Source organism: Neolewinella aquimaris, assembly GCF_014197245.1.
In the GTDB taxonomy this organism is placed as follows: Bacteria; Bacteroidota; Bacteroidia; order Chitinophagales; family Saprospiraceae; genus Neolewinella; species Neolewinella aquimaris.
Genome location: NZ_JACIFF010000001.1, coordinates 503,067 through 526,184, shown reverse-complemented (window position 1 = coordinate 526,184; position 23,118 = coordinate 503,067). Strand labels below are relative to the sequence as shown.

Sequence of the window (23,118 nt, the reverse complement as noted above, 5' to 3'; positions counted from 1 at the left end):
GTACTTACCGTATGGAAGTGAAAATAGCCTGCCCTAAGTGCGACTGGGAACCGGATGGACACAAGCACTGGATCTGCGATAATTGCAGCACCGTCTTCGACACCTTCGAAACCACCGGTATTTGCCCCAGTTGCAAAAAACAGTTCAAAGACACGGAATGCATTTCCTGTACCAAGCTCTCCCCTCACCTGGATTGGTACCGTAACCTGGACGACTGGCTGATGGAGCAGCTCGCCAAAATTAGGGAACGCATCTTAGCGGATACCGAATAACAAAACCGGAACAACAGACTTCCCTTGCTGAATAACCTCAAACTTATCTCCGCCGGTGCCGGCAGTGGAAAAACCTACCGCCTTACCCAGGAAATGGCCGATCTGCTGACCAGCGGAGCCATCCGCCCCAGCGGCATCATCGCCACCACCTTTACGAAACGGGCCGCTGCGGAACTGAAGGAACGTGTGCGCGTAAAACTGCTTCGCGAGGGAATGACGCGCGAGGCGAACGAGCTGACCAACGCCCTCATCGGCACCGTTCACGGACTGGGAGTAAAGTTGTTACGGAGATTTGCCTACGAAGCCGGGGTAAGCCCCAAAGTCGACATCATTGCCGACGGCGACGACCAGCGGCTGTTCAACCTGAGCATGGCCGCGGTGATCAGCCTCGAACAGATCCGCCACATCGAACTGCTGTGCGATAAGCTGTCCCTGAGCCGCAATGGCGAAAAATACAATTGGCGCAAGGACGTCCTGGGACTGGTAGAGATCATTCGGGGAAACAACTTCAGCCCGGAGGACATCGAACGCAGCAAACGCAACAGTTGGGAGAAACTGGCCGAGTTCCTGCCCGATCGCCACCCTACCCTCACCCTCGCGCAGTACAACACCCGGATACAGCGGGTACTGAAGGAAACCTACGAGGCCATTTTTGCGAATGAGGCCGACGGAACGAAAAAGAGTGAATCGGCGGCCGTTTCCCTTCGCACCGCCCTCCAGACCCTGAAGCACCGCGACTACCTGCCGTGGTTGGACTACGCCAAGATGGGTCGTTACGAGCGGGAGGTCGGCGCGAAGAGCCGCAGCCTGGTCGCCGAACTCGTCGAAATCGGGGCACAACACGCCGCGCTCGGTGCCTTTCAGGATGACCTGAAGGACTACCAGGATCTGCTGTTCGACTGTGCCCGAGCATCCATCGAGGAGTACGACCGGTACAAGAAGAACCGGGGTCGGATAGACTACACCGACATGGAAGTGCTGGTTTTGCAGTTGCTCGACCATCCGAGCGTTCGGGCCGCCTTATCCCGCGAATTGGACCTACTGATGGTCGATGAATTTCAGGATACTTCACCGATCCAGTTGGCAATCTTTCTACGGCTAAGCCAGCTCGCCAAGCGAAGTATCTGGGTCGGTGACCCGAAACAATCCATCTACGGATTCCGGGGTGCGGAACCCCGGCTGATGGCCGCCGTGATGAATGCCAACGGACCGATCGACCCGGCCAACATTCAGACGCAGAGCTGGCGCAGTCGGGAAGACATCGTATACTCCTGCAACAGCCTGTTCGTCAATGCCTTTCCGGAATTTAAACCCGAGGAGGTTGCCCTGGAGCCAGTCAGAAAACGGGAGGGGTCAAAGTTCGCACCGCCCGAAAGTTGCGGACTGCGGGGTCGTGCGGGGCTTGTACACTGGCACTTCGAGGTCGAGGGAAAAGGCAGGCACAGCATTGCCTTTATGCAGGCTACGCTCGCAAAGGCCATTCGTGAATTGCTGGCAAATCCTCCACTCATCTTGCCCAAGGGAAGTGCCGAGGAACGTCCACTTCGCGCCGGAGACATTGCAATTCTCTGCCGTTCCAACTACGGCTGCGTAGCCGTTGCGGAGGCACTGTCCGGACAGGGAATCCCCGCCGCGATCGCCCGCACCGGATTGCTCGAAACGGCGGAAGCAACGCTCCTGCTTGCCTGCCTAAAGTATATGCTGAACGGCGGCGACAGCCTGTCGGTAGCTGAGATCATGCTCTTCGGCTGCCGCCACAGCCTTACCGACATCATCGATCACCGACTGGCCCACCTGGAATCGGAACAGCACGAAAGCACCTGGGGAAGTGAACTGGAATTGCTCGAACGGTTAGAGGATTTGCGGGCCATTACCGCCGAGTATTCCACCAGTGAAATTCTTAATATCGTGCTCGAGCGGATTGACCTGCGTCGCATCGCGGTAGCCTGGGGCGACGGGGAACAGCGACTGAGCAACATCGACGAACTGCGGAGACTGGCGGTGGCGTACGAAGACAACTGTCACCGGCAGCACCGGGCCGCTTCCCTCGGGGGCTACCTGCTGTACCTCAACCAACTCCTGCGCGAGCGGGAGGACAAACAGGGCGCCGGGGAACGTCCGGAGGCCGTCAACGTAATGACGTACCACCGCAGTAAAGGACTGGAATGGCCGGCGGTAATTTGCTTCAACCTCGACCAGAGCCTTCGGGCCGGCGTGTGGGGCCGGGCCGTAATTCCCGATGACCCTCAGGCCGCCGTGGACCTCTCCAATCCGCTGGCCGATCGGTGGTTGCGCTACTGGGTTAATCCCTACGACCGACTGTCGGGAGGCATTCCCTGGGTGGATGCCCTGGATGAGAGTGAATACAAGGACCAAGCCGTTACCGAAGCGCTGGCCGAAGAGGCCAGGTTGCTCTATGTTGGCTTCACCAGAGCCCGGGACTACCTGATCCTGCCGACCGGCAAACCGGGAGCTCCCTGGGTAGATCGCGTGTACGGGCGGGGCGGAAAGACCACCACCGTGCTGGAACCGGCGACTACGGAAACCCCCTTCAGCTGGGCGGGCCACGACGTGGATAAGACGAATCGCCACTACACCGAACCGACCAGCCAACCCCGATCGCCCATGGTGCATTCGCCCATTCCGTTTCTCGTAGGGGAGCGGCCGGGGCGCAGGACGTACACCTCGCAGTTGGTCGACGAAGAGTTTTTGGTGATGCGTTACGGCTCCTCAACTGCCGGAGAGACCTACGCCTATTTTCATCCTGCAGAACCCGACCCGGCAACCGATCTCCGACTGTATGCCAGGTGCATCAGCAGCTTTATCGCCGGTGATCCGGGACCTCGGTCGGGTGATGCCGTTCGGGAAGAATTGGCTTACGGACTGCTTGCCAACTTCAGGCCCGGGGGTGAAGTGGCCCCCGACCAGCTGATCGCCGCGGCGAATTCGTTTCAACAGTTTACGGATGGCAATTGGCCGGACGCCAACATCGTACGCAATTGGCCCCTGCGGGGTGAACTTGGCGGACGCCGGTACCGCGGCACCATCGACTTTCTCGGTGAAATGCCCGGTGGAGCGTGCGTCCTGATCCAGGACGTCTGCCTAGGACCCAAGCAGTACCAGGCCCAAATGGGCGCTAGAATGGCCGAACTTCGCCTGCAGTCAGAGCTCATTGAACGCATTCACGGCGGCAAGGTAGCGGCCGCATTCCTGCACCTTCCAGCCACCGGCTGCCTGAACGAAGTCGTACTTTGAGGATCCTGCTCCTGGCCGCCACCCCGCCCGAGGTGCTCCCAACGGTCCAGTGGTTGCGACAACGCTCCACCGGCTCGCGCGAGAACGTGCTCTCCTTTCCCCGTTGCGAGGTAGCGGTAGCCTTCGGAGGAATCGGGAGCATGACGACGGCCTTTACGCTCGGGCAAATCTTTCGGCCCGATGCTCCCGTAAACCTTGCTATTCAGGCCGGCGTGGGGGGGGCACTCGACCGGTCGCTTCAGTTGGGGCAGGTAGTGAATGTCGTTAGTGATCGAACGATGGACCTCGGAGCGGAGGACAGGGACGGCGCCCTGCTGCAGCCCGCCGCCTTCGGATTTCCTCCCGCCCATCCGTTCCGTGAGGACGGTGTACTGATTCCAGCTGGTCCCTCGGCGATCCTGCCCTATCCTACCGTGGCCGGGGGAACGGTCAATCGCACAACGGGGAGTGCCACTTCGCTACAGCGCATCAAAACCGACTTTCCCGACGTACAGGTAGAGAGTATGGAAGGTGCGGCATTTTTCTATGCCTGTATATCGTGCGAAGTGGCCGCCCTGCAACTGCGATCCATTAGCAACTACGTCGAACCGCGTAATCGCGATGCCTGGAATATGCCCCTTGCCATCGCCAACCTGAACGAGGCCGTCCAACGGGTGCTGGCTCCCTTTATTCAGTAGGGGTTACGACTTCACGGTTACCATTGGTGTGGGTCCCATCATCTCGTTACGCAGCGCGGTCTGTCGGGCGACGTTGCGGGCCACGGTAAGCCAGGCTTCCCGGGTAAGTTCATCGGCTTTGTTCAGGATGGCCGGCTCTCCGCTATCGCCGCCCTCCCGGATGGACTGCACCAGCGGAATCTGGCCCAGCAGCATACTGTTGCTCTTTTTGGCCAGAGTTTTTCCCCCGCCCTTTCCGAAGATGTAGTACTTGTTTTCGGGAAGCTCCGCCGGGGTGAAGTAGGCCATGTTCTCCACTACGCCGAGTACGGGTACGCTTACGTTCTCCAGGAAAAACATATTCATGGCCTTTACGGCATCGGCCAGAGCGACTTCCTGGGGCGTGGTGACCAGCACGGCTCCGGTCACGCTCACAACCTGCACCAAGGTGAGCTGAACATCGCCGGTTCCGGGGGGAAGATCGACGATGAGGTAATCCAGCGGGGGCCAGATGGTTTCCTCGATGAACTGCTTAATGATTCCGGCCAGTCGGGGCCCACGTAGTACGATTGCCTGTTCCGGATCCACTACGAAACCAGTGCTCATTACCGGAAGTCCAAAAGCGTACAGCGGTTTGATTTTAGGCTTTCCGTAAATGCTTTCCACCTTCGGCTTCTGTCCCTGGAGACCGAGCATCGTCGGTGCGGAAGGGCCGTAAACATCCGCATCCAGCAGTCCTACGGCCGCACCGAGCTCCTGTAGTCCGAGTGCCAGGTTGATCGCCACCGTGCTCTTTCCTACCCCACCCTTGCCACTGGCAACGGCGATCACGTTTTTGACGTGGGGCAGCGGATTGGCCTTCTGGGGGCCACCCGCCTGACCGGCACCGGGTGCCGCGACGGGGTTTTGCATGTGGACGTGTACCTGGGCATCGGGGTAGACGTTCAGTACGGCTTCCTGACAGGCGAAGTTCAATTGCTGCTTGTATTCCGGATCCAACTTGGGCAACTGAAGCGTGAACGACACGTTCGGCGGTTCGACCTTCAGGTGAAGGACCATGTTGGCGGTGATGATGTCCTGGCCGGTCTTCGGGTCCATGACCGTCGCGAGTGCGGCCGCAATTTTACTTAATTCCATGGGTGAGTTTTTGGCCGGGGCTAGAGGTCGACAATCGTGACTCCGTCTCCGCCCTGCTCCCGCGGTGGGGTGCTCAGGCTAAATTCGTGGTTGTATTCTTTAAGTTTTTGGCGCACGGCCCTGCGAAGGGCACCACTCCCCTTTCCGTGTACGATACGCAGCTGACTCGCATTGGACATCAGGGCCTGGTCGACAAACGCCTGGGTAGTATTCAGCACTTCTTCGTAGCGCATCCCCCTTACGTCCAGCTTGTTGCTGAACGCCGCTACCCCATTCAGGTCACTCGAAACACTACGCTCCTTGCGCAGCGTCATGGGATTATCCGCCGGCTCGAGGTCGCGCAAATTGGCCGTAAGGCGCAGGTCACCCACGATGAGGATGGCTCGCTTCTTGTCTACTGATTCGATGGTCCCGCTCGCACCGCCCGTGCGCAGTTTTACGTAATCCCCCTCACGGAATTCGGTCCGTTGCTTCTTGCCGCTCCGGGGTTGGTAGTAGATGTTTTCCCTTAGGTCGGTGACCTGTTCGCTGATCTTCTCCCGTTCCTCGCGGAGGGCCTTCGCCTGCTCCTTCGCCTCGTCGATCTTCTTTTCCTCCCGCAGGTTGCGGATGAGGTTTTCCATCTCCTTGTTGTACTTGGCGGTTTCCGCGAGGGATTGTTCCTTCGCTTCCAGCTTCAGGCGCTTGCGCCTGACTTCGATGTCGCGGTGAAGTTCTTCGTACGTCCGGGTAAGGGCATCCAGCGTTTTCTGTTTTTGCTCCAGGGCACGTAGGTGTTCCTCAGTTTCCTGTTTTTCCCGCTGTAGGTCTACGAGCAGTTGGTCTACCGCCCGTTCGTTTTTGCCGGCGCGTTTTTTGGCGTAAGCGAGCACCTCGCCCGGGAGTCCGCTCTTCTGTGCGATTTCGAAGGCGTAGCTCGAGCCGGGCCGACCGACCTTGAGCTCGTAGGTGGGCGACAGCGAATCCTTATTGAAGTTCATGCCGCCGTTGACAATGCCGGGGGTGTTGTAGGCAAAGATTTTCAGGTTGCTGTAGTGCGTAGTAATCACGCCGTACACTGCACGCGCGTTGAGTCCCTGTAGCACGCCCTCCGCAATCGCGCCGCCCAGGGCCGGATCGGTACCGGATCCGAATTCGTCAATCAGCACGAGGGTACGATCGTCCGCCGCACCGATAAATTCCCGGGCGTTCTTGAGGCGACTGGAATAGGTTGACAGGTCATCCTCGATGCTCTGCTGGTCGCCGATGTCGGCAAACACCTTATGAAAAATTCCGAGCTCGCTTTCTTCATTTACCGGCACCAGCATCCCCGATTGCACCATCAATTGAATGAGCCCGACGGATTTCATCGATATGGATTTTCCCCCGGCATTCGGCCCGGATAACATCAGGATGCGGTTCTTTCCCCTGAGTTTAAGGTCGAAGGGAACGGTCTTTTTTCCGAACTGTTTGTTCTTAAGATAAAGCAGGGGGTGACGACCTTCGAGTATCCCGATACTCGGCTGGTGGCCTACCCGCGGGCGCTCGGCCTTCATCTGGCGCGCTAGTGCGGCCTTGGCCTGCACGAGGTCGAAGTAGGCGATCAGGTCACGGTAAGCGGTTATCTGGTCAACGTAGGGCCGCAGGGATGCGGATAACTCCCGTAGGATTCGGTAGATTTCCCGGCGCTCTTCCTGTTGAAAGTCGAAGATGTCGTTGTTGATCCCGATAACCTCGTCGGGCTCGATGTAGGCGGTTTTACCGGTGGCCGACTCATCGTGGATGATGCCCCTGATCTGCCGCTTGTGCTCGCTCGGTACCGTAAGCACCCGGCGCCCGTTGCGGAAACTCTCCACGGTATCACTCAGGTATCCGGCTCGGCGGTACTTCTCGATAACCGACCGGAAAGCCTTCTCCACTTCCCGCTGTTTGCTGCCGATGAGCCGCCGTATGCGCGATAATTCCTCCGATGCATCCGACCGGATGTTGCCTTCCGCATCGATGACCGCCTCAATAGCGGCGGAAAGCTCCGGGACGTAATCCACCTGCCGCACGACCGCATATAGATTCTCGTAGGCCGATTGCCGACCGGCGGGACCGAAAAAGGTAAAGATTTGCTTCGCCTGCAGGAGCAGTACGTTCAGCTTGGCCAGACCGCTTTCTACCAGTACGTAGCCCTCCACGCGGAGGGCACGAAGTTCCTCGCTGATGTCGTCGTACGCACCGATCGTAAACATATTTCGCTCATCGGTACCCTGACGGTACTCGGTAACTTCGTCGAGCCAGCGGTTAACCTCGGTGACCTTGACGGAGGGCATAAGGTCCCGTGCGGCCTGTCGCCCAATCTCGCCGTTGCACTGCCGCTCCAGCAGCGTGAGCACCTTATCAAATTCAAGCTTCTCGAACGTATCCTCGGGGAGTAACTGCATAGAATATAACGCGACTAAGGAAAGATAACCGTTCAGAACGGGCGATGGTTGGTTAATCCTCCCGCTGACGGTTCTTCAGGCGGGGTTTGTTCCATTCTTCCCGCTGGGCGAAATTCACGACGTTCTTGATCAGGGAAATCATCCCCAGAAATACCAGGTAACCCACCGTGACAACGAGGTAGATCCACCGGTAAGACCCGGCCTCGGAGATAGTGAGTCCACTAAAGGCCCAGGCCAGCAGCCCCGCCCCCAGGGCAAGTCCCATGAAGCTGTACAAACTCCGGCCCCAGTACCTGGCGGTATTCGGAGCGGACGCACTAAGTACCGCGTTGAAGAGGGCGAAGAAAAGCATGAAGCTGGCGGCACACAACCAGGGGAAGCGATTGCTCACCCCCACCGTGTTCGTACCGGAGATAATGAGACTAAAAACATCCACTACCAATACGATCCCCAGGATCACCCCCGCCTGCAGGACCGGGTCCACCCGGCGCGCAAAAATCGATACCTCCGAAGTCATAGGACGGCTTTTACCGCCTAACAAGAAGGGCCACTAATTGTTATCTGCCGAACTGAATGTACTCACCCAATCGATCGCTTCCGTTACCCGCCGACGTTCCCGCTCCCGATCCGCCTCCGTGTATCCGTAAGCATCGGCAAACACGTTGAGTACGTCGTCGAGGATGGGCGCAATGCTGGGCATGTCGAAGTACAAACGGCCCGACCGGCGTTCGACCCAGTCGAGCGGATACACGGCCAGTTCGTTTTTAATGCACCACTCCGCCTCCGCAGCAGCCAGTCTGCCCACATCAGTAGACTCACTTCGCCCGGCGGCCAGCTCGATAATTTCCGGACTTTGCTTCCCGTAATTCGCAACGAGATAGCCAGCACGGTCGGGGGCTAAACTTACCGCCTCCAGCATTCCGGCAATGGTCTTTTCGTAAGTCAGCACCTCCTCAAAATCCTTAAATGGCCCGCCGGTCAGAATAATGGCCCGTGTGGTGTTCTTTTCAAGGTCCTCCCCCTCGTCGTGCAGTTGCTTGCCCAGGCGGTCTACCACCCGTTCGGCCATTTTTCGGTACCCGGTGAGTTTGCCACCGGCGATGCTCAACAGACCGGAGTCGCTCTCGAATATTTCATCCTTTCGCGACATCTCTCCTGCCTTCTTCCCCTCCTCGAAGATCAGGGGCCGCACGCCCGCCCAGCTGGATTCCACGTCCTCAACCTTCAGGTCGACGGTAGGAAAAATCTGGTTGGTGGCCCGCAGCAAATATTCCACGTCCTCGAGGTGGACGGGCACGGCATTCGGGTCGCCTTTGTACGGGGTATCGGTAGTGCCGATGTACGTGCAGCGAAGGCGGGGAATGGCAAAAAGCATCCGGCCGTCGTCCACGTCGAAGTAACAAGCGTGGGCGAGGGGAAGACGCTCCCGGGCAACGACGATGTGCACCCCCTTCGAAAGAAAGAGGCGCTTGTTGTTCATGCTCTTGTCGATCTTGCGCAGGTCGTCGACCCACGGCCCGGCGGAGCTGATCACGTGGTCGCAATTGATCGTCAACTCCCGGTCCGAGAACCGGTCGCGGCAGCGTACGGCACTAATCTGGTGGTCTTCGTCGTACTCGAAGTCGGTCGCCTCCACGTAGTTCGCGGCCAGGGCGCCGTGTTGTTCGGCGGTCTTGATGTTCTCGATGGTGAGCCGGGCGTCATCCGTACGGTATTCCGCATAGAATCCGCCACCGGTGAGGATATCGTCGCGGAGCAGGGGCTCCATTTCGCGGGTTTCCTCCTTAGTCAGCATGACCCGCTTGTCGTCCCCCTCTACGTCGGCCAAGAAGTCGTAGACCCACAGGGCCATACTTGTTGTGAGCTTACCGAGTGAGCCGCCCTCGACCAGGGGAAGCAGCATTTTTTCGGGCCGTACGAGGTGGGGCGCGAGCTTGTGCACGACGGCGCGTTCCTGCCCGACCTCACGCACCAGGCCGATCTCCAGGTTCTTCAGGTAGCGCAGTCCGCCGTGAATAAGCTTGGTCGACTTCGAACTCGTGCCCGAGGCAAAATCGTTGCGCTCAATCAGGGCCACGTTTAGTCCGCGACTGGCCGCGTCGAGCGCCACGCCGGCACCCGTGATGCCCCCTCCGATTACGAGAAGATCAAAATGGGTGCTGGCGAGGCGATCGAGTTTGGCCTGACGTTCCTGGGTAGCGTACATAAGGGGGCTGGTATGGAAAAAAGCAAAGGGCGGGGCCGCAGGTGCAATGTGCACTAGACAAAAGCCACCTCCATCCAACGCCGGTATGTGGATTTGGTTAACGCGCTACTCGGCGTTTTCCGGACGCAGCGACCGAACGGTACGGCCGGCTTGCCACATTTCGCTGTCGTTGAGCTCCTTCAGTTCGGCCTCGAGTTTGACGCGGTAGTCCCCCTGGCTGTTCAGGTCGATGCTCCGTTTGGCTTCCTTACCGCTGGAGACACTCTCGTACAGATCTTCGAAAACGGGCTTGACGGCATCGCGGAATTTGTCCTTCCAGTCGAGGGCACCACGCTGGGCGGTGGTCGAGCAGTTGGCGTACATCCAGTCCATGCCGTTCTCGGCGACGAGCGGCATCAGGCTCTGCGTCAGTTCTTCGACGGTCTCGTTGAATGCTTCCGAGGGCGTGTGGCCATTGGCGCGCAGGACGTCGTACTGGGCCTCGAAGATTCCCTGAATGGCTCCCATGAGGGTGCCCCGTTCACCGGTCAGGTCACTGTATACTTCCCGCTGGAAGTCCGTCTCGAACAGGTAACCGGATCCTACGCCGATGCCGAGGGCAATGACGCGCTCGTAGGCGCGACCCGTCGCATCCTTGTCGATGGCGTAGCTGCTGTTGAGTCCGCGGCCGGCCAGAAAGAGGCGGCGCAGGCTGGTGCCCGATCCCTTGGGGGCTACCAGGATGACGTCTACGCCCTCCGGAGCTACGATTTGGGTCTGGTCGTTGTAGGTAATTCCGAAGCCGTGGCTGAAGTAGAGGGCCTTACCGGGAGTCAGGTAGGGCTTGATCTTGGGCCATACCTCGATCTGGGCGGCGTCGGAGAGCAGGTACTGGATGATGGTACCCCGGTCGGCGGCCTCCTCAATTGGGAACAGCGTTTCGCCGGGAACCCAGCCGTCCTTGACCGCTTTGTCCCAGCTGCTGCCGCCCTTTCGCTGACCGACGATGACATTGAATCCATTATCGCGGAGGTTCATGCTCTGGCCCGGTCCCTGTACGCCGTAGCCGATGACCGCAATGGTTTCGTCCTTAAGTACCTTGCGGGCTTTATCGAGGGGAAATTCTTCCCGGGTGACGACCTTCTCTTCCGTGCCGCCAAAGTTTAACATGGCCATAATTATCGTATTTGTGTGTGGATGGCAAAGATGCAAAAGCGATGGAGAAGCCCTAAACCAAACCTACCCCACTTTTACGACGGCTAATTTGTGGTCACGGGTTCCACTTTTACTTGCTCAATGGCTACCTCCGAGAACCGTTTGTGACCCAGAAGGTAATAATGCAGGGCGATGCTGTCCGCTACCCGGCCGGCATCCGTTCGTGGGGGAGCTACCCTGCTCGCTTCGATTTCCTTGGACCTGCGTACCCGCCGTGAAATCCACAGCGGCAGATCCGCGTAAAAGTGAAAATGCGCGCGGAGGATGGACCCGATGTGACCGAACTTACCCTGGCTGAGAAACAGCAGGGCGGCGGCACCATCCAGCAACAGGCGCACCGGCAGCCACCAAATCAGGCGGGTGGCGTGCTCATTCTTAAAACTGGTGATGAGCGTATTGCGAAAATTCAGGTAGGCCTTGCGGGGGGTATCGTAGGCCAGGGTTCCGCCCCCTACGTGGTACACCGTTGCGGAAGGTTCGACCAGGATCCGGTACCCGGCCCGCTTCATCCGCCAACACAGGTCGATCTCCTCAGCGTGGGCAAAGTATTCCGGCTCGAAGCCATCGAACCGTCGAAACAGTTCCGCACGCACGAAAAATGCAGCCCCGGTCGCCCAGAAAATTTCCGTCGTCCCGTCGTACTGCCCCTCGTCGCGCTCAGTATGGGCGAACAGTCGGCCCCGACAAAAGGGATAGCCCAGAAAGTCGATGAACCCACCGGCAGCCCCGGCGTACTCAAAGCAGTCGGGGGAGTGTTCCGCCAGGATTTTGGGTTGCACCGCGGCGACCAGCGGGTGGGCAAAGTGGGGCAGAATAGCACCCAGCCAACCGGGCGTCACCCGAACATCGCTGTTGAGCAGCACGAAGATCTCGGCCTTCACCATGCGCAGGGCGACGTTGTAGCCACCTGCAAACCCCTGATTAGTGGGCAGCACGATGCATTCCACTTCCGGAAAGTGCCCTTTGAGCCAGGCTACCGAGTCGTCGGTGCTGGCATTGTCGGCAACCACCACCCGACAGTTCTCCTCCAGTGTTGACACTACGGTGGCCAGGTACTTTTCAAGGTAGTTCCGCCCATTGTAGTTCAGAATGACGATCGCCGTGTCGGGGTTACTTCCCCGTTTTTCCTCCCGGCTGCGGATGGTCTGTAGTGCCTGCTTCGCACCTACTTCATCCTGCCGCAGCTGATCGCGCAATGCGTCAAGTCCGCCAAGCTGAAGGTCGCCGCGCAGGTACTTCCGGAAGTAAACCGTCACGGGCTCTCCGTAGATGTCCTCGTCAAAATCGAAGAGGTGGAGCTCGATCGTGGTACCCCGGCCATCCCCCATTACGGGACGGTCCCCGATGTAGAGCATTCCGTCGTGGCGGCTCCCCCTGACATTCGCTTCCACCGCGTAAATCCCCCGGGCCGGGATCAGCTTGAGGTAGTGGTACGGCCGGAGGTTGGCGGTGGGGAAGCCGATTGTTCGCCCGATGCGCTGCCCCTCCACCACCTCAGCGGTAAGTTCGTAGGGACGGCCCATGAGGTGTTCGGCGCGCTCCACGTTGCCGCGTTCGAGGGCCCGACGGATCTTGGTCGAGCTGACGGTAATTTCGTCAACTTCCTGAGCGGCAATCTCGACGACCTCGTAGCCGTATTGCGGTCCGAAGTAGCGCAGCAATTCCACGTCCCCGGCCCGATCCTTCCCGAACCGGTGATCGTACCCGATGACGATCCGGTCGGGGGAGAAATTCCTGACCAAGAAGTTGGTGATGTACTCCTGGGGAGACTGCTCGCTAAAGGCCGTCGTGAAGGGCACGACCACCAGGTGGTCGATCAGCTCGTCGGCGCAGAAGTTGGCCTTTTCGTGGGTCGTTGACAGTAGACGCAAGCTGTCGTCATCGGGACGCAGGATGGCCCGGGGGTGGGGATCGAAGGTAATGACCACACTCTCTCCCCCCCTCAATTCCGCCATCCGTTTGATGCGCGCCAGCAGTTGCTGGTGCCCCTGGTGTACCCCATCGAAGCTGCCGATGGTGATCACGGCCCGCCGGAAGCGGGGCAATTGGTCTAACTGGTAATGGGTTTTCATTCGGGACCCCAAAGGTAGGAAGTTAATCCTACACCACCGGCTCCCAACCCGGCTCGTACTGCCGCTTCCAGAGTGCCAGGGCGGCCTCGTTGTTCTTCGGTTTTCCCGTAGTGGTATCGCACTCGAGCACGGAGTTCGTGCGCTGCGCCATGTTGCCGAGGTGGCAGATGGTCACGCTGGGATTCGCCGAGGCAATGTCACTGTTCAGCGCCTCGTCCGAGTTGATGCCGCGGATGAAGTTTGCGATGTGCAGCTCGTCGAGGTTGCCCCCGCCGGTTACGTCCATGCTTACCGATTCGGCGGCTTCCTTTTCCTGGCGGAGCTCGTTTCCTTTCAGGTCGTAGACGATATATCCGCCCCGGTCCATCAGTACGCTGCCCTCGGTGCCGTAGATCATAGCACCGCGACCGCGGTTCCAAATGGGCATGGCGTTGCAGCTGCGGCCGTCCCAGTGGATGTGCTTACCGTCGGGGAATTTGAAGCTGGCCAGCTGGGTATCGTAGGCTTCCCAGGCGTCGTCGTAGGCGAAGCGTCCACCGGAAGAGGTGACCTGCTCGGGGAATTCGACGCCGAGTGCCCAGCGGCACATGTCCACTTCGTGGGTACCATTGTTCAGCAACTCTCCGGTGCCGTACTTCCAGAACCAGTGCCAGTTGTAGTGCACGAGCAGGGCATCGAAATCCTGTCGAGGGGCCGGCCCCTGCCAGAGTTCCCAGTCGAGCCACTCCGGAATCGGCTCCGGTTTGTGTTCCCCGATGGGTCCGCGGCTGGCGGCATACCAGGCTTTGCCCGCATAGGCGTTTCCGATCAGGCCGTCGTGGATCTCCTTGACGACCTTGTTGAGGGTCACGCTGCTGCGGGTCTGGTTGCCCATCTGTACTTTCAGGCCGGTCTTGCCCTGTTTTGCAACCAGCAGTTCTCCCTCGTGGGGGTTCTGGCTACAGGGCTTTTCTACGTAGACGTGCTTACCGGCATCGAGGGCCATGATGGCCATCGGTGCGTGCCAGTGATCGGGGGTAGCAATGACTACGGCATCTACGTCCTTGTTGTCGAGGAAGCGGCGGAAATCCTGATCGCCCTCGGGCGTTTTTTCGGTTTTTTCCATCACGGTCTGCTGGCCCTTTGCGATGGCGCGGGTATCTACGTCACCGATGCCGATGACTTCGCAATCTTTGGCGCCGGCGAAGGTGCCGACCAGGGAATTTCCCCGGCTGTTGGTACCGAATACCGCTACGTTGACGCGGTCGTTGGCGCCCATGACGTTGCCGTAAGTCGGCAGTCCGAGGGAGAGGCCGGCGCCGGCGAGGGCGGTTTTCTTGATGAAGGTGCGACGGTTAGACATAGTAGTTGTTGTTAAAGCTCACGAATCTTGATGGTACGGAAAGATACGGCATCGCCGTGATCCTGGAGAAGAATGGGACCTGCGGGCCACCGGCCGAAGTTTTCCCACTTGTTATACTTGCTGTAGTTGACCAGCGCGCCGAACATCTGGCTGAAGCGATCGTACTCAACGACCTTGTAGCCGTTGAGCCAGTGCTCCACCTTACCGTCCTTCACTTTGATGCGGCCGCGGTTCCAGTCATTGATGCGGTAGTCCTTTCTGCGTTCGATGTCGATCGGCTTAGCGGGAATGAGGTCGTAGAGGGAAGCCATGGTGCGGTTGCCCATCACTCCGGCCTTAGCGTCGGGGTGCTTTTCGTCGTCGAGGATCTGGAATTCCAGACCGATGGCGGATCCGGGCCCGGTGTTCAGTTCGGGATTAACGAAGTACTTCACGCCGCTGTTGGCGCCCTCGGTGGGCTTGAACTCGAAGACGAGCTCGAAGTTGCTGAAGTGTTCCTTCGTGACGATGTCACCGCCGTTGGTAGACTCGCCGCCGTTGCCGGCCAGCACCCGCAGTTCACCGTCGGCCATTTCCCACCCACTTTCGGGGAATGCACCCATTTTAACTCCCCGCCAGGCGTCGGTGGAGCTGCCGTCGAACAACAGCCGCCATCCCTGCCGGCGTTCGGCTTCGGAAAGGTGGTTGACCATCATATTCTCTACAGGGGCTAGTACCGCCTGCATCTGGTCGGCCTTCGTCGCATTGTCCTTGATGCGGATGTTGCGCCACCGGACTTGTTTGCCGGCCAGGTCCTTGTTAATGGAGTGTACTTGTAGGCAGATCAGTCCGGAATCGTCGAGGCTGTCGATCAGGTTCGCGGCCGACTGTCCGTTGATGAAGGTGCGGATCTCGTGGCCGATCACCTCCACGCGGGCGGAGTTCCACTCCCCGTGCCGGAAGGCGGTACGGGCCTTATCGTTGTAGTGCAGGGGATATATCCAGCCACGACGGGCTTCGTCGTATATCCCACCCGTATAGCCCCGGGCGCTCGGGTCGATCTCTACCTGGTAACCGTAGATGCGGCGGATATCGTCTTGCTGCCGCCACTGCCCCCTCACCATGAACCCGCTGTTCAGGGGTGCGTCGTCGTTAAATTCAAGTTCGAGTACGAAATCTTTGTAGGGCCGGTCGGTACACAAGAAAGTGTTTGGCGTATTTATCACGGCCGTGCCGGTGATGGTATCACCGCTGATCTCGTAGGGTGCTTCGCCTCCGTAGGTTTCCCAGTTGCTCAGGTCCTTTCCATTGGTAAGAAGCGTCATGCCGTCACTCTGGGCCGCCAATGGCAGACAGAGGGTGCACAAAAGCGCGAAAGCAAAATATTTCATTCTTGTATTGGTTATGTTCAAAGTCGGTACGGACCGGTCCATGATTAACGGCGCGCAGAGGCAATTATCCGGAATCCTTTCGCAACGTACGAATATATTCATCGTTCCCGAACTGATTTCAATACAACATTGCATGAAACACCTCGCTACCCTGCTTTTAGTTGCAGTTTACTGCTCCTGCGTTCCCGCCCAAAGCAGCGACGGTTTCGTCCTCGAATCACAGGAAGACGGGGTGAAAATATACGTCAGGGAGGAGGCGAACGGCGACCTTTCGGTAAAGGCAGTTACCCGGGCGCGGGCGCAGGTGCAGGGGGTACGGCAAGTGCTGGACGATGCCCCTAACTACCCCGAGTGGGTGCACCGCTGCGACGGAGCGTACATCGTAGACGGGGGGGACCTAGACGATTACGTTTTCGTGTCCGGCATCGATATGCCCTTCCCCTTTCGGGACAAGGAGGTCGTTGCCAGGGTCGAGCAAGGCACTGACCGGTCGGGTATTTTGACGCGAACGATCACCGCCAGCCCCGCGGCCATCCCCGCTACCAAGGGGCGCGACCGCCAGGAAGTGTACTCCGGAGAGTGGGTGATCACCCCGTTGGCCGATGGAAAAGTGGAAATTCAGTGTACGGTACGTACGGATGCCGGGGCGGGACTGCCCGCCTGGTTGCGTAAGGAAATCATCACCGGCGGCCCGGTCAAAACTATTGCAAACCTGCGCCGCCGATTGGAGACGGTCGCGAGTAGTTAGAGCCCCAGCACGGCTTCGGTGCGGATCGTAGGGCCATCGTCCCACTCCATCATCGAATTGACGAGCCGGATGGACTGAAAGTGGGGAATATCCCGCAGGCGAATCACCGATGGCCGCAGTACCTTTTGCTTGATCAGGAATTCACGCCGCGTACCGCGCAGCAGCGGCCAGGCCGGCGTGTACCAGTGACTGCCGTCGAAGAGGGCCAGGTTGGCGTAGCTCGCATCGGTCACGTGGTTGCGCTGGACGATGAGAATGTCGTCGCATCCCCCCCGGCGGTTGTATAGTCCGTTGATCGCCGTGCGGTCCGCATACTTTTTCCCGTAGCACAGGTCGTCGGCGTGTACCACCTGCAGGGAAGAGACCGCGCGGATGGAATAGGGTTGCACCTCCCAGCTAAGCAGCTCCGCTCCGTAAACTAGGCGCAGTTTGTACTCACCCACGGTGGGTAAGGATAGCTCATTCGTTACTGCGGCGAGGCGGAAAGCCGGTCCCTTTGGATAATAGGTGCGACGGGAGCGGTCCACACGTCGCTGGTGGTAGTCGAGCAGGGGCAATTCGCCATCAACCAAACGGATGCTTTCGAGTAATTTAGGTGAAGACAAAGGGGAGTGGTTATTCGGTTTTTGGTCAATGGGTAAACAATGGTACGGAATCCGGGAGTGCCCCGAACCGTGGGATGCGAATTTTGTCGTTGAGCTCCTGGTACTCGGCCTCTTCCTGGCTGCGGGCGGTGATGCCCCCTCCGGACCGAAAGACGTAGCCTCCCGGTCGCTGTTCGATGTACCGGATCAGTACGCAGGTATCCAGACATTCTCCGTCGAAGTAGCCGGCGATCCCACAATAATAGCCCCTGTCTTCCCCTTCCGCCCGCCGGATCAGCTCCAGGGTTGCGGACTTCGGAGCACCGCTGACGGAGCCGGCCGGAAGCAGTTCGGCTAGAATGTCACCCATCCGTGACGACCATCCCGGGGCGAGTGATCCGCCGATCGCGGAACTGGTTTGCAACAATTCACCCCCCGCCGTGCCGATGGTTTCGAGGTAGCGGTAGTCGGTCACCCGCACCCGCCTGGCTACGCGGCTCAGGTCGTTGCGGATCAAGTCGACAATGGTGGCATGCTCGGCAATTTCCTTCGGGCTATTCAACAATTGCTCCCGGGCGTGGGCGGTATTTTCGGCCGTGCCCTTCATCGGGCGACTTTCGATGTAGCCGGTGGCGGAAATCGTGACGAAGGTTTCGGGACTGAAACTGACGAACCGCCCGGGAAGCAAGACGCGGTATTTCGCGCGGCTTTGCAGGTATACATCCCTCAACGTACCGGCGAGCGCTACCGGCGTGGGAAAGGTGAGGTTGGCCAGGAAGCTGTCTCCCCGCTGCAATCCGGCCTGCACCAGGGAGTAAGCGGTGGCAAACCGTTCGCGCGGGATGGGAATAGGATACAGCTCCACCGGAGGAGAAAATGACGTCGCCGCGTCCGGGAGACGGGGAAAACTAAAATTGACCCCGGTACCGCCTAGCTGGTCGATGGCCCAACACCGGGGTTGCTTCATTTCGAAGTCAATCAGAAAGAAGCACGGCGTTGCGGAGGCACCGTATGCATTCAGGCGGCTGGTCCAGTCGGTAGGTGTCTTGGGGAAAGTCACGGTATTAGGACGCAGCGGGGCGCAAAAAGTTACATCGCTAAGCGCCCCTTTCCAGGTTTTTCAAAAATGCGATGCTCTGGGGAATGGCCAGATGAGCCCGCGGCGACTCCCGGCTAAGCTCCACGCAAACCAGTCGATCGAAATGTACGGCACGCAGTGCATCTACGAGGGGAGCGATGGGCATATCCCCCTCGTGCAGGGGCAGATGGTGGTGTACGCCGCGGTTCATGCCCTCGATCGAAACCGTGCCGAGTCGGTCGGCAAATCGGTGCACCGCCTGCGCCGGTTCCTCCTCCCCCGTGACCCATACGTGGCCGAGATCAAGCGCGAGTTTTACCTTGTCTTTCAGGACGGGATATCGCTCCAGCAGGGATAAATAGTCGGCATTTGTCTCGATGAGCATTCCCGGTTCGGGTTCCAGGCTGATGTCTACGCCCTGCTCGATTGCGTACTCTGCAAGTTTCGTCACCGCATCGCCCAGATAGGTAAGGGCTAGTTCGTCGTCCAGCCCGGATTGCTTTACGCCGGCCCAGAAGGAAACGGTCTCCGCCTCCAGCATTTTTGCGATGTCGATCGCTCGGCGCAGAAAATCTACCCGCACGGCACGCCCGGCGGGATCTGGGTTGATCAGGGTCGGTTCGTGCTTCTCACCGGGCCGCAGGAGGTAGCGTGCCCCGGTCTCAATGACGCAGTCCAGTCCAAGGGAGCGGAGGTGTGACCGTACTTCCACCGTGCGCCGTTCCCAGTCGGCGGCAAGGGGATCGAGGTGGTGCCAGTCGAGCGTCAGGGCCACGCCGTCGTAGCCGGCTGCTGCGATAAGGTCTAGCGCATCCGGTAAGCGGTGGTGGGCGCAGCCGTTGGTGTTGTAGGCGTAACGAAGGGACATGTGGTAGGGGGGGTAATTACTCCGCTACGTTCGCCAGGACCTGGGTTTCCCGCAGCCAGCGGACCAGTTCCTCCTGTTGCTGACCGAAGTTGTGGTTGGGCGACCGGTCGTCGGCGGTCATGGGGGCTTTGAAGAACACACCGAGCGCCTCCACTACCCCACCCTGTCCGCTTCTGCCGGCCAGATCCAGGCAACGGGCGATCTCGATGGCCAGCGGGGCGGCCAGGATGCTGTCCTTACACAGGAAGTTGATCTTGATCTGCATCCGTTGGCCGAGGAAGCCGGATACGTCGATGTTGTCCCAGGCCTCCTTGTCGTCGCCGCGGGGTTTGTAGTAGTTGATCTTTACGAGGTGATCTTCGACGGGGTAACCAAGGCAACTGCCGAGCACGTCCCCCTTGGTGCCGATTTTGTTCTCGAGCGAGCCGGGCTGGCGAAGGGCCTCCCCGTCGCGGTTGCCGAGGATGTTGGTCGAAAACCATCCGTCTACGTGCAGTGCGCGTGCGCGCAGGGCAGGAGCGACAACCGTTTTAAGGTAGGTCTGTCCCGTCTTGCCGTCCTTGCCGGCTACGGGAATGTTCCGGGCTGCGGCGAGTTTGCGGAGGGCCGGTATGTCCACCGCGCGGCTGGGAGTAAAGTTGCCGTAGGCCACCCCGTGGGTGATGCAGGCGTAGGCGTAGAGCATGGCCGGACTGATGTCCGGATCGTTGTTGTCCAGGGCCCGTTCGAAGGCGTCGGTGTGCTGGTACACCTCGGGAGAAATGTCGACGGCGTGCTCGGTACTCGCCAGGTTGATCACCACTACCCGGCCATCGATTTCCCGGGCGAATTCATCGAGTTGCTGCTGAATTCCGGAGATCAACTCGCGGTGGGATCCGGTGCTGTCCCGCTCCCCCACCACCCCCTCGCAGTAGTTGCGGTTGCTGATTGCGGGCCACGGACGCCTGCCGGCCAGGTCATCCGCTACGGCATCCAGTTGTTCCCGGCTGAGCACGCCGTGCTTACGGGCCGCTGTGTAAAGGTCAACGGGAAACAGGTCCCAGCCGCGGAAGTAAATGTCTTGGTAGGCTACCAGGTCCCGGTGATCGAATTCCGCGAGGGGCAGACCGGTGGTAGCCTGGACGCCCTGGCGAATCAACTGGATGCCGGCGACTGCGGTAGTGGCTACCGCGCCACCTAGCCCGATGATCGCGATGCCCAGGGGCTGCGACGTGGGGCGTTCGGAATGATTATTCAACTTAAGTGTATTGTGTTAGCGATCCTGACTTACTCTACTATACGGGCAATCCCGGCTATGGGGTATACACCGGGCTACATTTAGAGGTTGTCCCGCTGATCGCGGAAGGTCGCTAAAGGCCCATTTGCCGCCGTCCCTCCCGGATGTATTCCCGCACGTTGAGCCAAAAGGCCGCGAAAAAGTAGAACAGGAGGGAAGATCCTAGGGACAGACAGGACAGGTAAATAAAATAGATCCGCACCCGGCTACGCGGGATGCCCATCTTATCGGCAAGCCAGGCACACACTCCGAAGGCGGAACGCTCCAGTTTTCTACGCAGTAGTTCCATGTGCGGCGATTGTTTCATGAGCGGAGATCACTCGCTAAGTTACTTATTTGATCTTTAGCCGGGGCAGCAAGTAAGTAACCGAAACTTCCCGCACATGTTGGCCGGCAAGGTCAGCAAGCGTCAGGTCCTCGATGGCATACCGCAGCAGGCGCAGCACTGGATGACCTACCGCGGCACACATCCGCCTCACCTGCCTGTTTTTTCCTTCCCGTAACGTGAGCGCGAGCCAGGTGTCGGGAATTTGCTGCCGCACGCGGATGGGAGGATCTCTGGGCGGGAGCGCAGGAGCAATGCGTTCCACCCCGACGGGCCGCGAGTGATGTTCCTTACCCTTGATGCGAATGACCGGCCCGGCGGCCAGTGCGCGAATCGCCTCCTCCGTCACCTTTCCCTCAACCTGTACCCAATACGTGCGCGCGTGACCGTAGGAAGGATCGAGTAACCGATGATTGAGCCGCTTATCGTCGGTAAGCAAGAGCAGGCCTTCACTATCCCGGTCCAGTCGTCCCACCGGATACACGCCCGGCGGAAAATCGTACAGATCGGCCAGCGTACGGTGCTCCGGCGCTTCACGGGTAAACTGGCTCAGGGTACCGAAGGGCTTGTTGATCAGAAAGTACCGCATCTACAGTTCGCTGGACAGGGTAGCCAGTTCTTCCTCGACCTCGCGGTGGGTGCCCTCCAGGATGAGCAGGTTCTTGCGCTCCCGGTCCAGCATCTCATCAAAGCGCGCGAAATTGGCCTCGATGCGTCGCCGCAGGGTAGAGATGTACGCTTTAAGTTTTTCTTCTAGTTCACCGGCCAGCCGACTGCGGCCGCTCTGGATCTCCTGTTCGAAGCTCTCTACGATTCGGCGCCGTTTGCCCCGGGTACTGAAGCCGGCAAAGATGACGCCCACCGTGGTAAGCACGCCCCCCGTGACGTCCAGAACCGGGAGGGTGCTGAGGGCCATCAGAATGACCCCCAGGGCGGCAATCCCCCCACCCGCCGCAAGGTTGGGCGCGAGGTTCTCCCGGTCGGCGAAGAGGCTTTCGTCCGTGAAGTTTTCGGTCTTGCTTACGAAGCGATTGAACTGGTCCTGTAGATCGCGCAGGACATTCTCGCGGCGCTCGGCGATGCTGGAAAAAATCTCGTGGTCGTTGCTCAGTATCGTCTGGCTGCTGCGGATCTTCAGGTCGATGGTCTTCACCATCTGCTGAATGCTCTCGGCCAGGTCTACTACGTTGTCGTTCAGGCGGGCGCGTAGCTTATCGTTGAGCTCGGTTTCCAGGTCACGGGCCAGGTTTTCGAGCCAGGTTTTGGCGCTGGGCGTACTGCCGAAAGTGGACGCTACGCTGCGCTTAACGAGTCCGAACATACTCAGTCCGTTGCGGAGTTCGGTGAGCTTTTCGCGCGTGATCCCGTCGTAGGTCAGCAGGAGATTTTCCACCATCAGATCCACTTGTTTGTTGCTCTGGGCCACCTGCTCGTCGAGGGTTTCCTGGATGTCCGTACGGAAGTGGCTGTCGGCCTCGAACTGGCTGCGCCGGACCAGCAGCCCGTCCGCGATGCGGCTATTGATGGTCTGGGCGGTAATGACGCTGTTGTTCAACTTGAGGCGGGGGGCGCGACCTCCCGTGATGTTGTCGCTGATGTACTGGCGCAGGGGCGCGAAACCGGTAGCCTCCGATCCCGCTTGCTCCTGCTTGGCGGAGACCGCGAATACCCGGGGTTCCTCGATTCCCTCGGCGCGTGCTTTTTCGGCCACGCCGGCCAAGTTTACCTCGAGCTCCTGGGGAGTTGCGAGGTCCATTTGCTGGAGGACGAAGATGGTCTTCTTGCGCCAGTCGCCGTGGATGTACTTAAAGAAGTCCCAGGCCGACTGCCGGTACGGGTTCTTCGCTTCGAAAACGAACACAATGAGGTCGCTGGCGGGAATAAATTGCTCGGTGATCTCCTGGTGGTGCTCGACGATCGTATTGGTGCCGGGGGTATCGACGATGGCGATCTCGCGAAGAATGTCGACGGGTAGGAAGATTTTTTTCAGGTAGGGATTAACGGTTACCTCGCGGCGTTCCTCGCCGTAAATGATCTGCTGGATGGTATCCGTCATCGGCTGGGGGGCGGCCTTGGCAATCTCCTCACCGGTAGCGAGCAGGGCGTTGACGAAGCTGGATTTTCCCGCCTTCACCTCGCCGACGATCACGAACATGAAGGGTTCGAAGATGCGGTTGCGCAGGTCGCTCACCGTGGTGGCCATCTCATCGTGTCCGATCCGGATGGTAAGTTCGTGCAGCCGCTTAATGATCTCTTCGAGTCGGGCGCGGTCGGCCTGGAGGCCGGCGTCGATTAGGTTTGCCATGCGGTAAAGGTAAGTCGGCCCC

19 protein-coding genes are annotated in these 23,118 nt (G+C 59.3%); 4 read left to right on the top strand and 15 right to left on the bottom strand.

The window, feature by feature from the left end:
* Positions 1–11: 11 nt before the first annotated feature.
* From GGR28_RS02175 to GGR28_RS02165, 3 genes are read left to right on the top strand one after another with little or no spacing between them, the layout of a single operon-like run.
* A complete protein-coding gene (locus GGR28_RS02175) occupies positions 12–272 on the top strand; it encodes a hypothetical protein (RefSeq protein WP_183494071.1) in 261 nt (86 codons plus the stop codon).
* Positions 273–296: 24 nt separating this feature from the next.
* Entirely contained in the window at positions 297–3,527 is a 3,231-nt protein-coding gene (locus GGR28_RS02170) for a UvrD-helicase domain-containing protein (RefSeq protein ID WP_183494070.1), read from the top strand.
* Entirely contained in the window at positions 3,524–4,204 is a 681-nt protein-coding gene (locus GGR28_RS02165) for a phosphorylase family protein (RefSeq protein WP_183494069.1), read from the top strand. The genes GGR28_RS02170 and GGR28_RS02165 overlap by 4 nt, the downstream gene beginning before the upstream one ends.
* A 3-nt stretch (positions 4,205–4,207) precedes the next feature.
* Here the strand turns inward: GGR28_RS02165 and GGR28_RS02160 are convergent, their stop codons facing one another.
* From GGR28_RS02160 to GGR28_RS02125, 8 genes are all read right to left on the bottom strand, one after another.
* Positions 4,208–5,320 (bottom strand): Mrp/NBP35 family ATP-binding protein, encoded by a 1,113-nt coding sequence (locus GGR28_RS02160; RefSeq protein ID WP_183494068.1) that lies wholly within the window; start codon positions 5,318–5,320, stop codon positions 4,208–4,210.
* Positions 5,321–5,340: 20 nt separating this feature from the next.
* Positions 5,341–7,728, bottom strand: coding sequence for an endonuclease MutS2 (locus GGR28_RS02155; protein ID WP_183494067.1), 2,388 nt, complete (start codon positions 7,726–7,728; stop codon positions 5,341–5,343).
* A gap of 52 nt (positions 7,729–7,780) precedes the next feature.
* Positions 7,781–8,245, bottom strand: a complete 465-nt coding sequence (locus GGR28_RS02150; protein WP_183494066.1) for a hypothetical protein — start codon at positions 8,243–8,245, stop codon at positions 7,781–7,783.
* A 33-nt stretch (positions 8,246–8,278) separates the two neighbouring features.
* Complete coding sequence (locus tag GGR28_RS02145) at positions 8,279–9,934, bottom strand: glycerol-3-phosphate dehydrogenase/oxidase (RefSeq protein ID WP_183494065.1); 1,656 nt, start codon at positions 9,932–9,934, stop codon at positions 8,279–8,281.
* Positions 9,935–10,039: 105 nt separating this feature from the next.
* Positions 10,040–11,089: a ketol-acid reductoisomerase gene (ilvC, locus tag GGR28_RS02140; RefSeq protein WP_183494064.1), complete on the bottom strand. Its 1,050-nt coding sequence runs from the start codon at positions 11,087–11,089 to the stop codon at positions 10,040–10,042.
* A gap of 83 nt (positions 11,090–11,172) precedes the next feature.
* Positions 11,173–13,200 carry a bifunctional riboflavin kinase/FAD synthetase gene (locus tag GGR28_RS02135; RefSeq protein WP_183494063.1) on the bottom strand — a complete coding sequence of 676 codons (2,028 nt, stop codon included), beginning with the start codon at positions 13,198–13,200 and terminating at the stop codon, positions 11,173–11,175.
* Between the two features lie 28 nt (positions 13,201–13,228).
* Positions 13,229–14,542 carry a Gfo/Idh/MocA family protein gene (locus tag GGR28_RS02130; protein WP_183494062.1) on the bottom strand — a complete coding sequence of 438 codons (1,314 nt, stop codon included), beginning with the start codon at positions 14,540–14,542 and terminating at the stop codon, positions 13,229–13,231.
* An 11-nt stretch (positions 14,543–14,553) separates the two neighbouring features.
* Positions 14,554–15,912 (bottom strand): 3-keto-disaccharide hydrolase, encoded by a 1,359-nt coding sequence (locus tag GGR28_RS02125; protein ID WP_183494061.1) that lies wholly within the window; start codon positions 15,910–15,912, stop codon positions 14,554–14,556.
* A gap of 133 nt (positions 15,913–16,045) precedes the next feature.
* Here GGR28_RS02125 and GGR28_RS02120 point away from each other — a divergent pair, with 133 nt between their 5' ends.
* A complete protein-coding gene (locus GGR28_RS02120; RefSeq protein ID WP_183494060.1) occupies positions 16,046–16,660 on the top strand; it encodes an SRPBCC family protein in 615 nt (204 codons plus the stop codon).
* Here the strand turns inward: GGR28_RS02120 and GGR28_RS02115 are convergent.
* From GGR28_RS02115 to GGR28_RS02085, 7 genes are all read right to left on the bottom strand, one after another.
* Positions 16,657–17,265, bottom strand: a complete 609-nt coding sequence (locus GGR28_RS02115) for an aminotransferase class IV (RefSeq protein WP_183494059.1) — start codon at positions 17,263–17,265, stop codon at positions 16,657–16,659. The two genes, GGR28_RS02120 and GGR28_RS02115, sit on opposite strands and share 4 nt — an antisense overlap.
* Before the next feature lie 25 nt (positions 17,266–17,290).
* Complete coding sequence (locus tag GGR28_RS02110) at positions 17,291–18,304, bottom strand: aminodeoxychorismate synthase component I (RefSeq protein WP_183494058.1); 1,014 nt, start codon at positions 18,302–18,304, stop codon at positions 17,291–17,293.
* A 37-nt stretch (positions 18,305–18,341) separates the two neighbouring features.
* Positions 18,342–19,190, bottom strand: a complete 849-nt coding sequence (locus GGR28_RS02105) for a sugar phosphate isomerase/epimerase family protein (RefSeq protein WP_183494057.1) — start codon at positions 19,188–19,190, stop codon at positions 18,342–18,344.
* A gap of 16 nt (positions 19,191–19,206) precedes the next feature.
* A complete protein-coding gene (locus GGR28_RS02100; protein ID WP_183494056.1) occupies positions 19,207–20,427 on the bottom strand; it encodes an inositol-3-phosphate synthase in 1,221 nt (406 codons plus the stop codon).
* A gap of 112 nt (positions 20,428–20,539) precedes the next feature.
* Positions 20,540–20,755 (bottom strand): PspC domain-containing protein, encoded by a 216-nt coding sequence (locus GGR28_RS02095; protein ID WP_183494055.1) that lies wholly within the window; start codon positions 20,753–20,755, stop codon positions 20,540–20,542.
* Positions 20,756–20,798: 43 nt separating this feature from the next.
* The gene (locus tag GGR28_RS02090; RefSeq protein WP_183494054.1) at positions 20,799–21,380 is read right to left on the bottom strand and encodes a pseudouridine synthase; all 582 of its coding nucleotides are present in this window, start codon (positions 21,378–21,380) and stop codon (positions 20,799–20,801) included.
* Positions 21,381–23,096 (bottom strand): dynamin family protein, encoded by a 1,716-nt coding sequence (locus GGR28_RS02085; RefSeq protein WP_183494053.1) that lies wholly within the window; start codon positions 23,094–23,096, stop codon positions 21,381–21,383.
* Positions 23,097–23,118 lie beyond the last annotated feature (22 nt).

Excerpts from the sequence above, each read along its gene's own strand:
- GGR28_RS02085 (WP_183494053.1), bottom strand. The coding sequence starts at position 23,096 with ATGGCAAACCTAATCGACGCCGGCCTCCAGGCCGACCGCGCCCGACTC.
- GGR28_RS02095 (WP_183494055.1), bottom strand. The coding sequence starts at position 20,755 with ATGGAACTACTGCGTAGAAAACTGGAGCGTTCCGCCTTCGGAGTGTGT.
- ilvC (WP_183494064.1), bottom strand. The coding sequence starts at position 11,089 with ATGGCCATGTTAAACTTTGGCGGCACGGAAGAGAAGGTCGTCACCCGG.
- GGR28_RS02120 (WP_183494060.1), top strand. The coding sequence starts at position 16,046 with ATGAAACACCTCGCTACCCTGCTTTTAGTTGCAGTTTACTGCTCCTGC.
- GGR28_RS02145 (WP_183494065.1), bottom strand. The coding sequence starts at position 9,934 with ATGTACGCTACCCAGGAACGTCAGGCCAAACTCGATCGCCTCGCCAGC.
- GGR28_RS02150 (WP_183494066.1), bottom strand. The coding sequence starts at position 8,245 with ATGACTTCGGAGGTATCGATTTTTGCGCGCCGGGTGGACCCGGTCCTG.
- GGR28_RS02135 (WP_183494063.1), bottom strand. The coding sequence starts at position 13,200 with ATGAAAACCCATTACCAGTTAGACCAATTGCCCCGCTTCCGGCGGGCC.
- GGR28_RS02160 (WP_183494068.1), bottom strand. The coding sequence starts at position 5,320 with ATGGAATTAAGTAAAATTGCGGCCGCACTCGCGACGGTCATGGACCCG.
- GGR28_RS02105 (WP_183494057.1), bottom strand. The coding sequence starts at position 19,190 with ATGTCCCTTCGTTACGCCTACAACACCAACGGCTGCGCCCACCACCGC.
- GGR28_RS02125 (WP_183494061.1), bottom strand. The coding sequence starts at position 15,912 with ATGAAATATTTTGCTTTCGCGCTTTTGTGCACCCTCTGTCTGCCATTG.
- GGR28_RS02155 (WP_183494067.1), bottom strand. The coding sequence starts at position 7,728 with ATGCAGTTACTCCCCGAGGATACGTTCGAGAAGCTTGAATTTGATAAG.
- GGR28_RS02130 (WP_183494062.1), bottom strand. The coding sequence starts at position 14,542 with ATGTCTAACCGTCGCACCTTCATCAAGAAAACCGCCCTCGCCGGCGCC.
- GGR28_RS02090 (WP_183494054.1), bottom strand. The coding sequence starts at position 21,380 with ATGCGGTACTTTCTGATCAACAAGCCCTTCGGTACCCTGAGCCAGTTT.
- GGR28_RS02175 (WP_183494071.1), top strand. The coding sequence starts at position 12 with ATGGAAGTGAAAATAGCCTGCCCTAAGTGCGACTGGGAACCGGATGGA.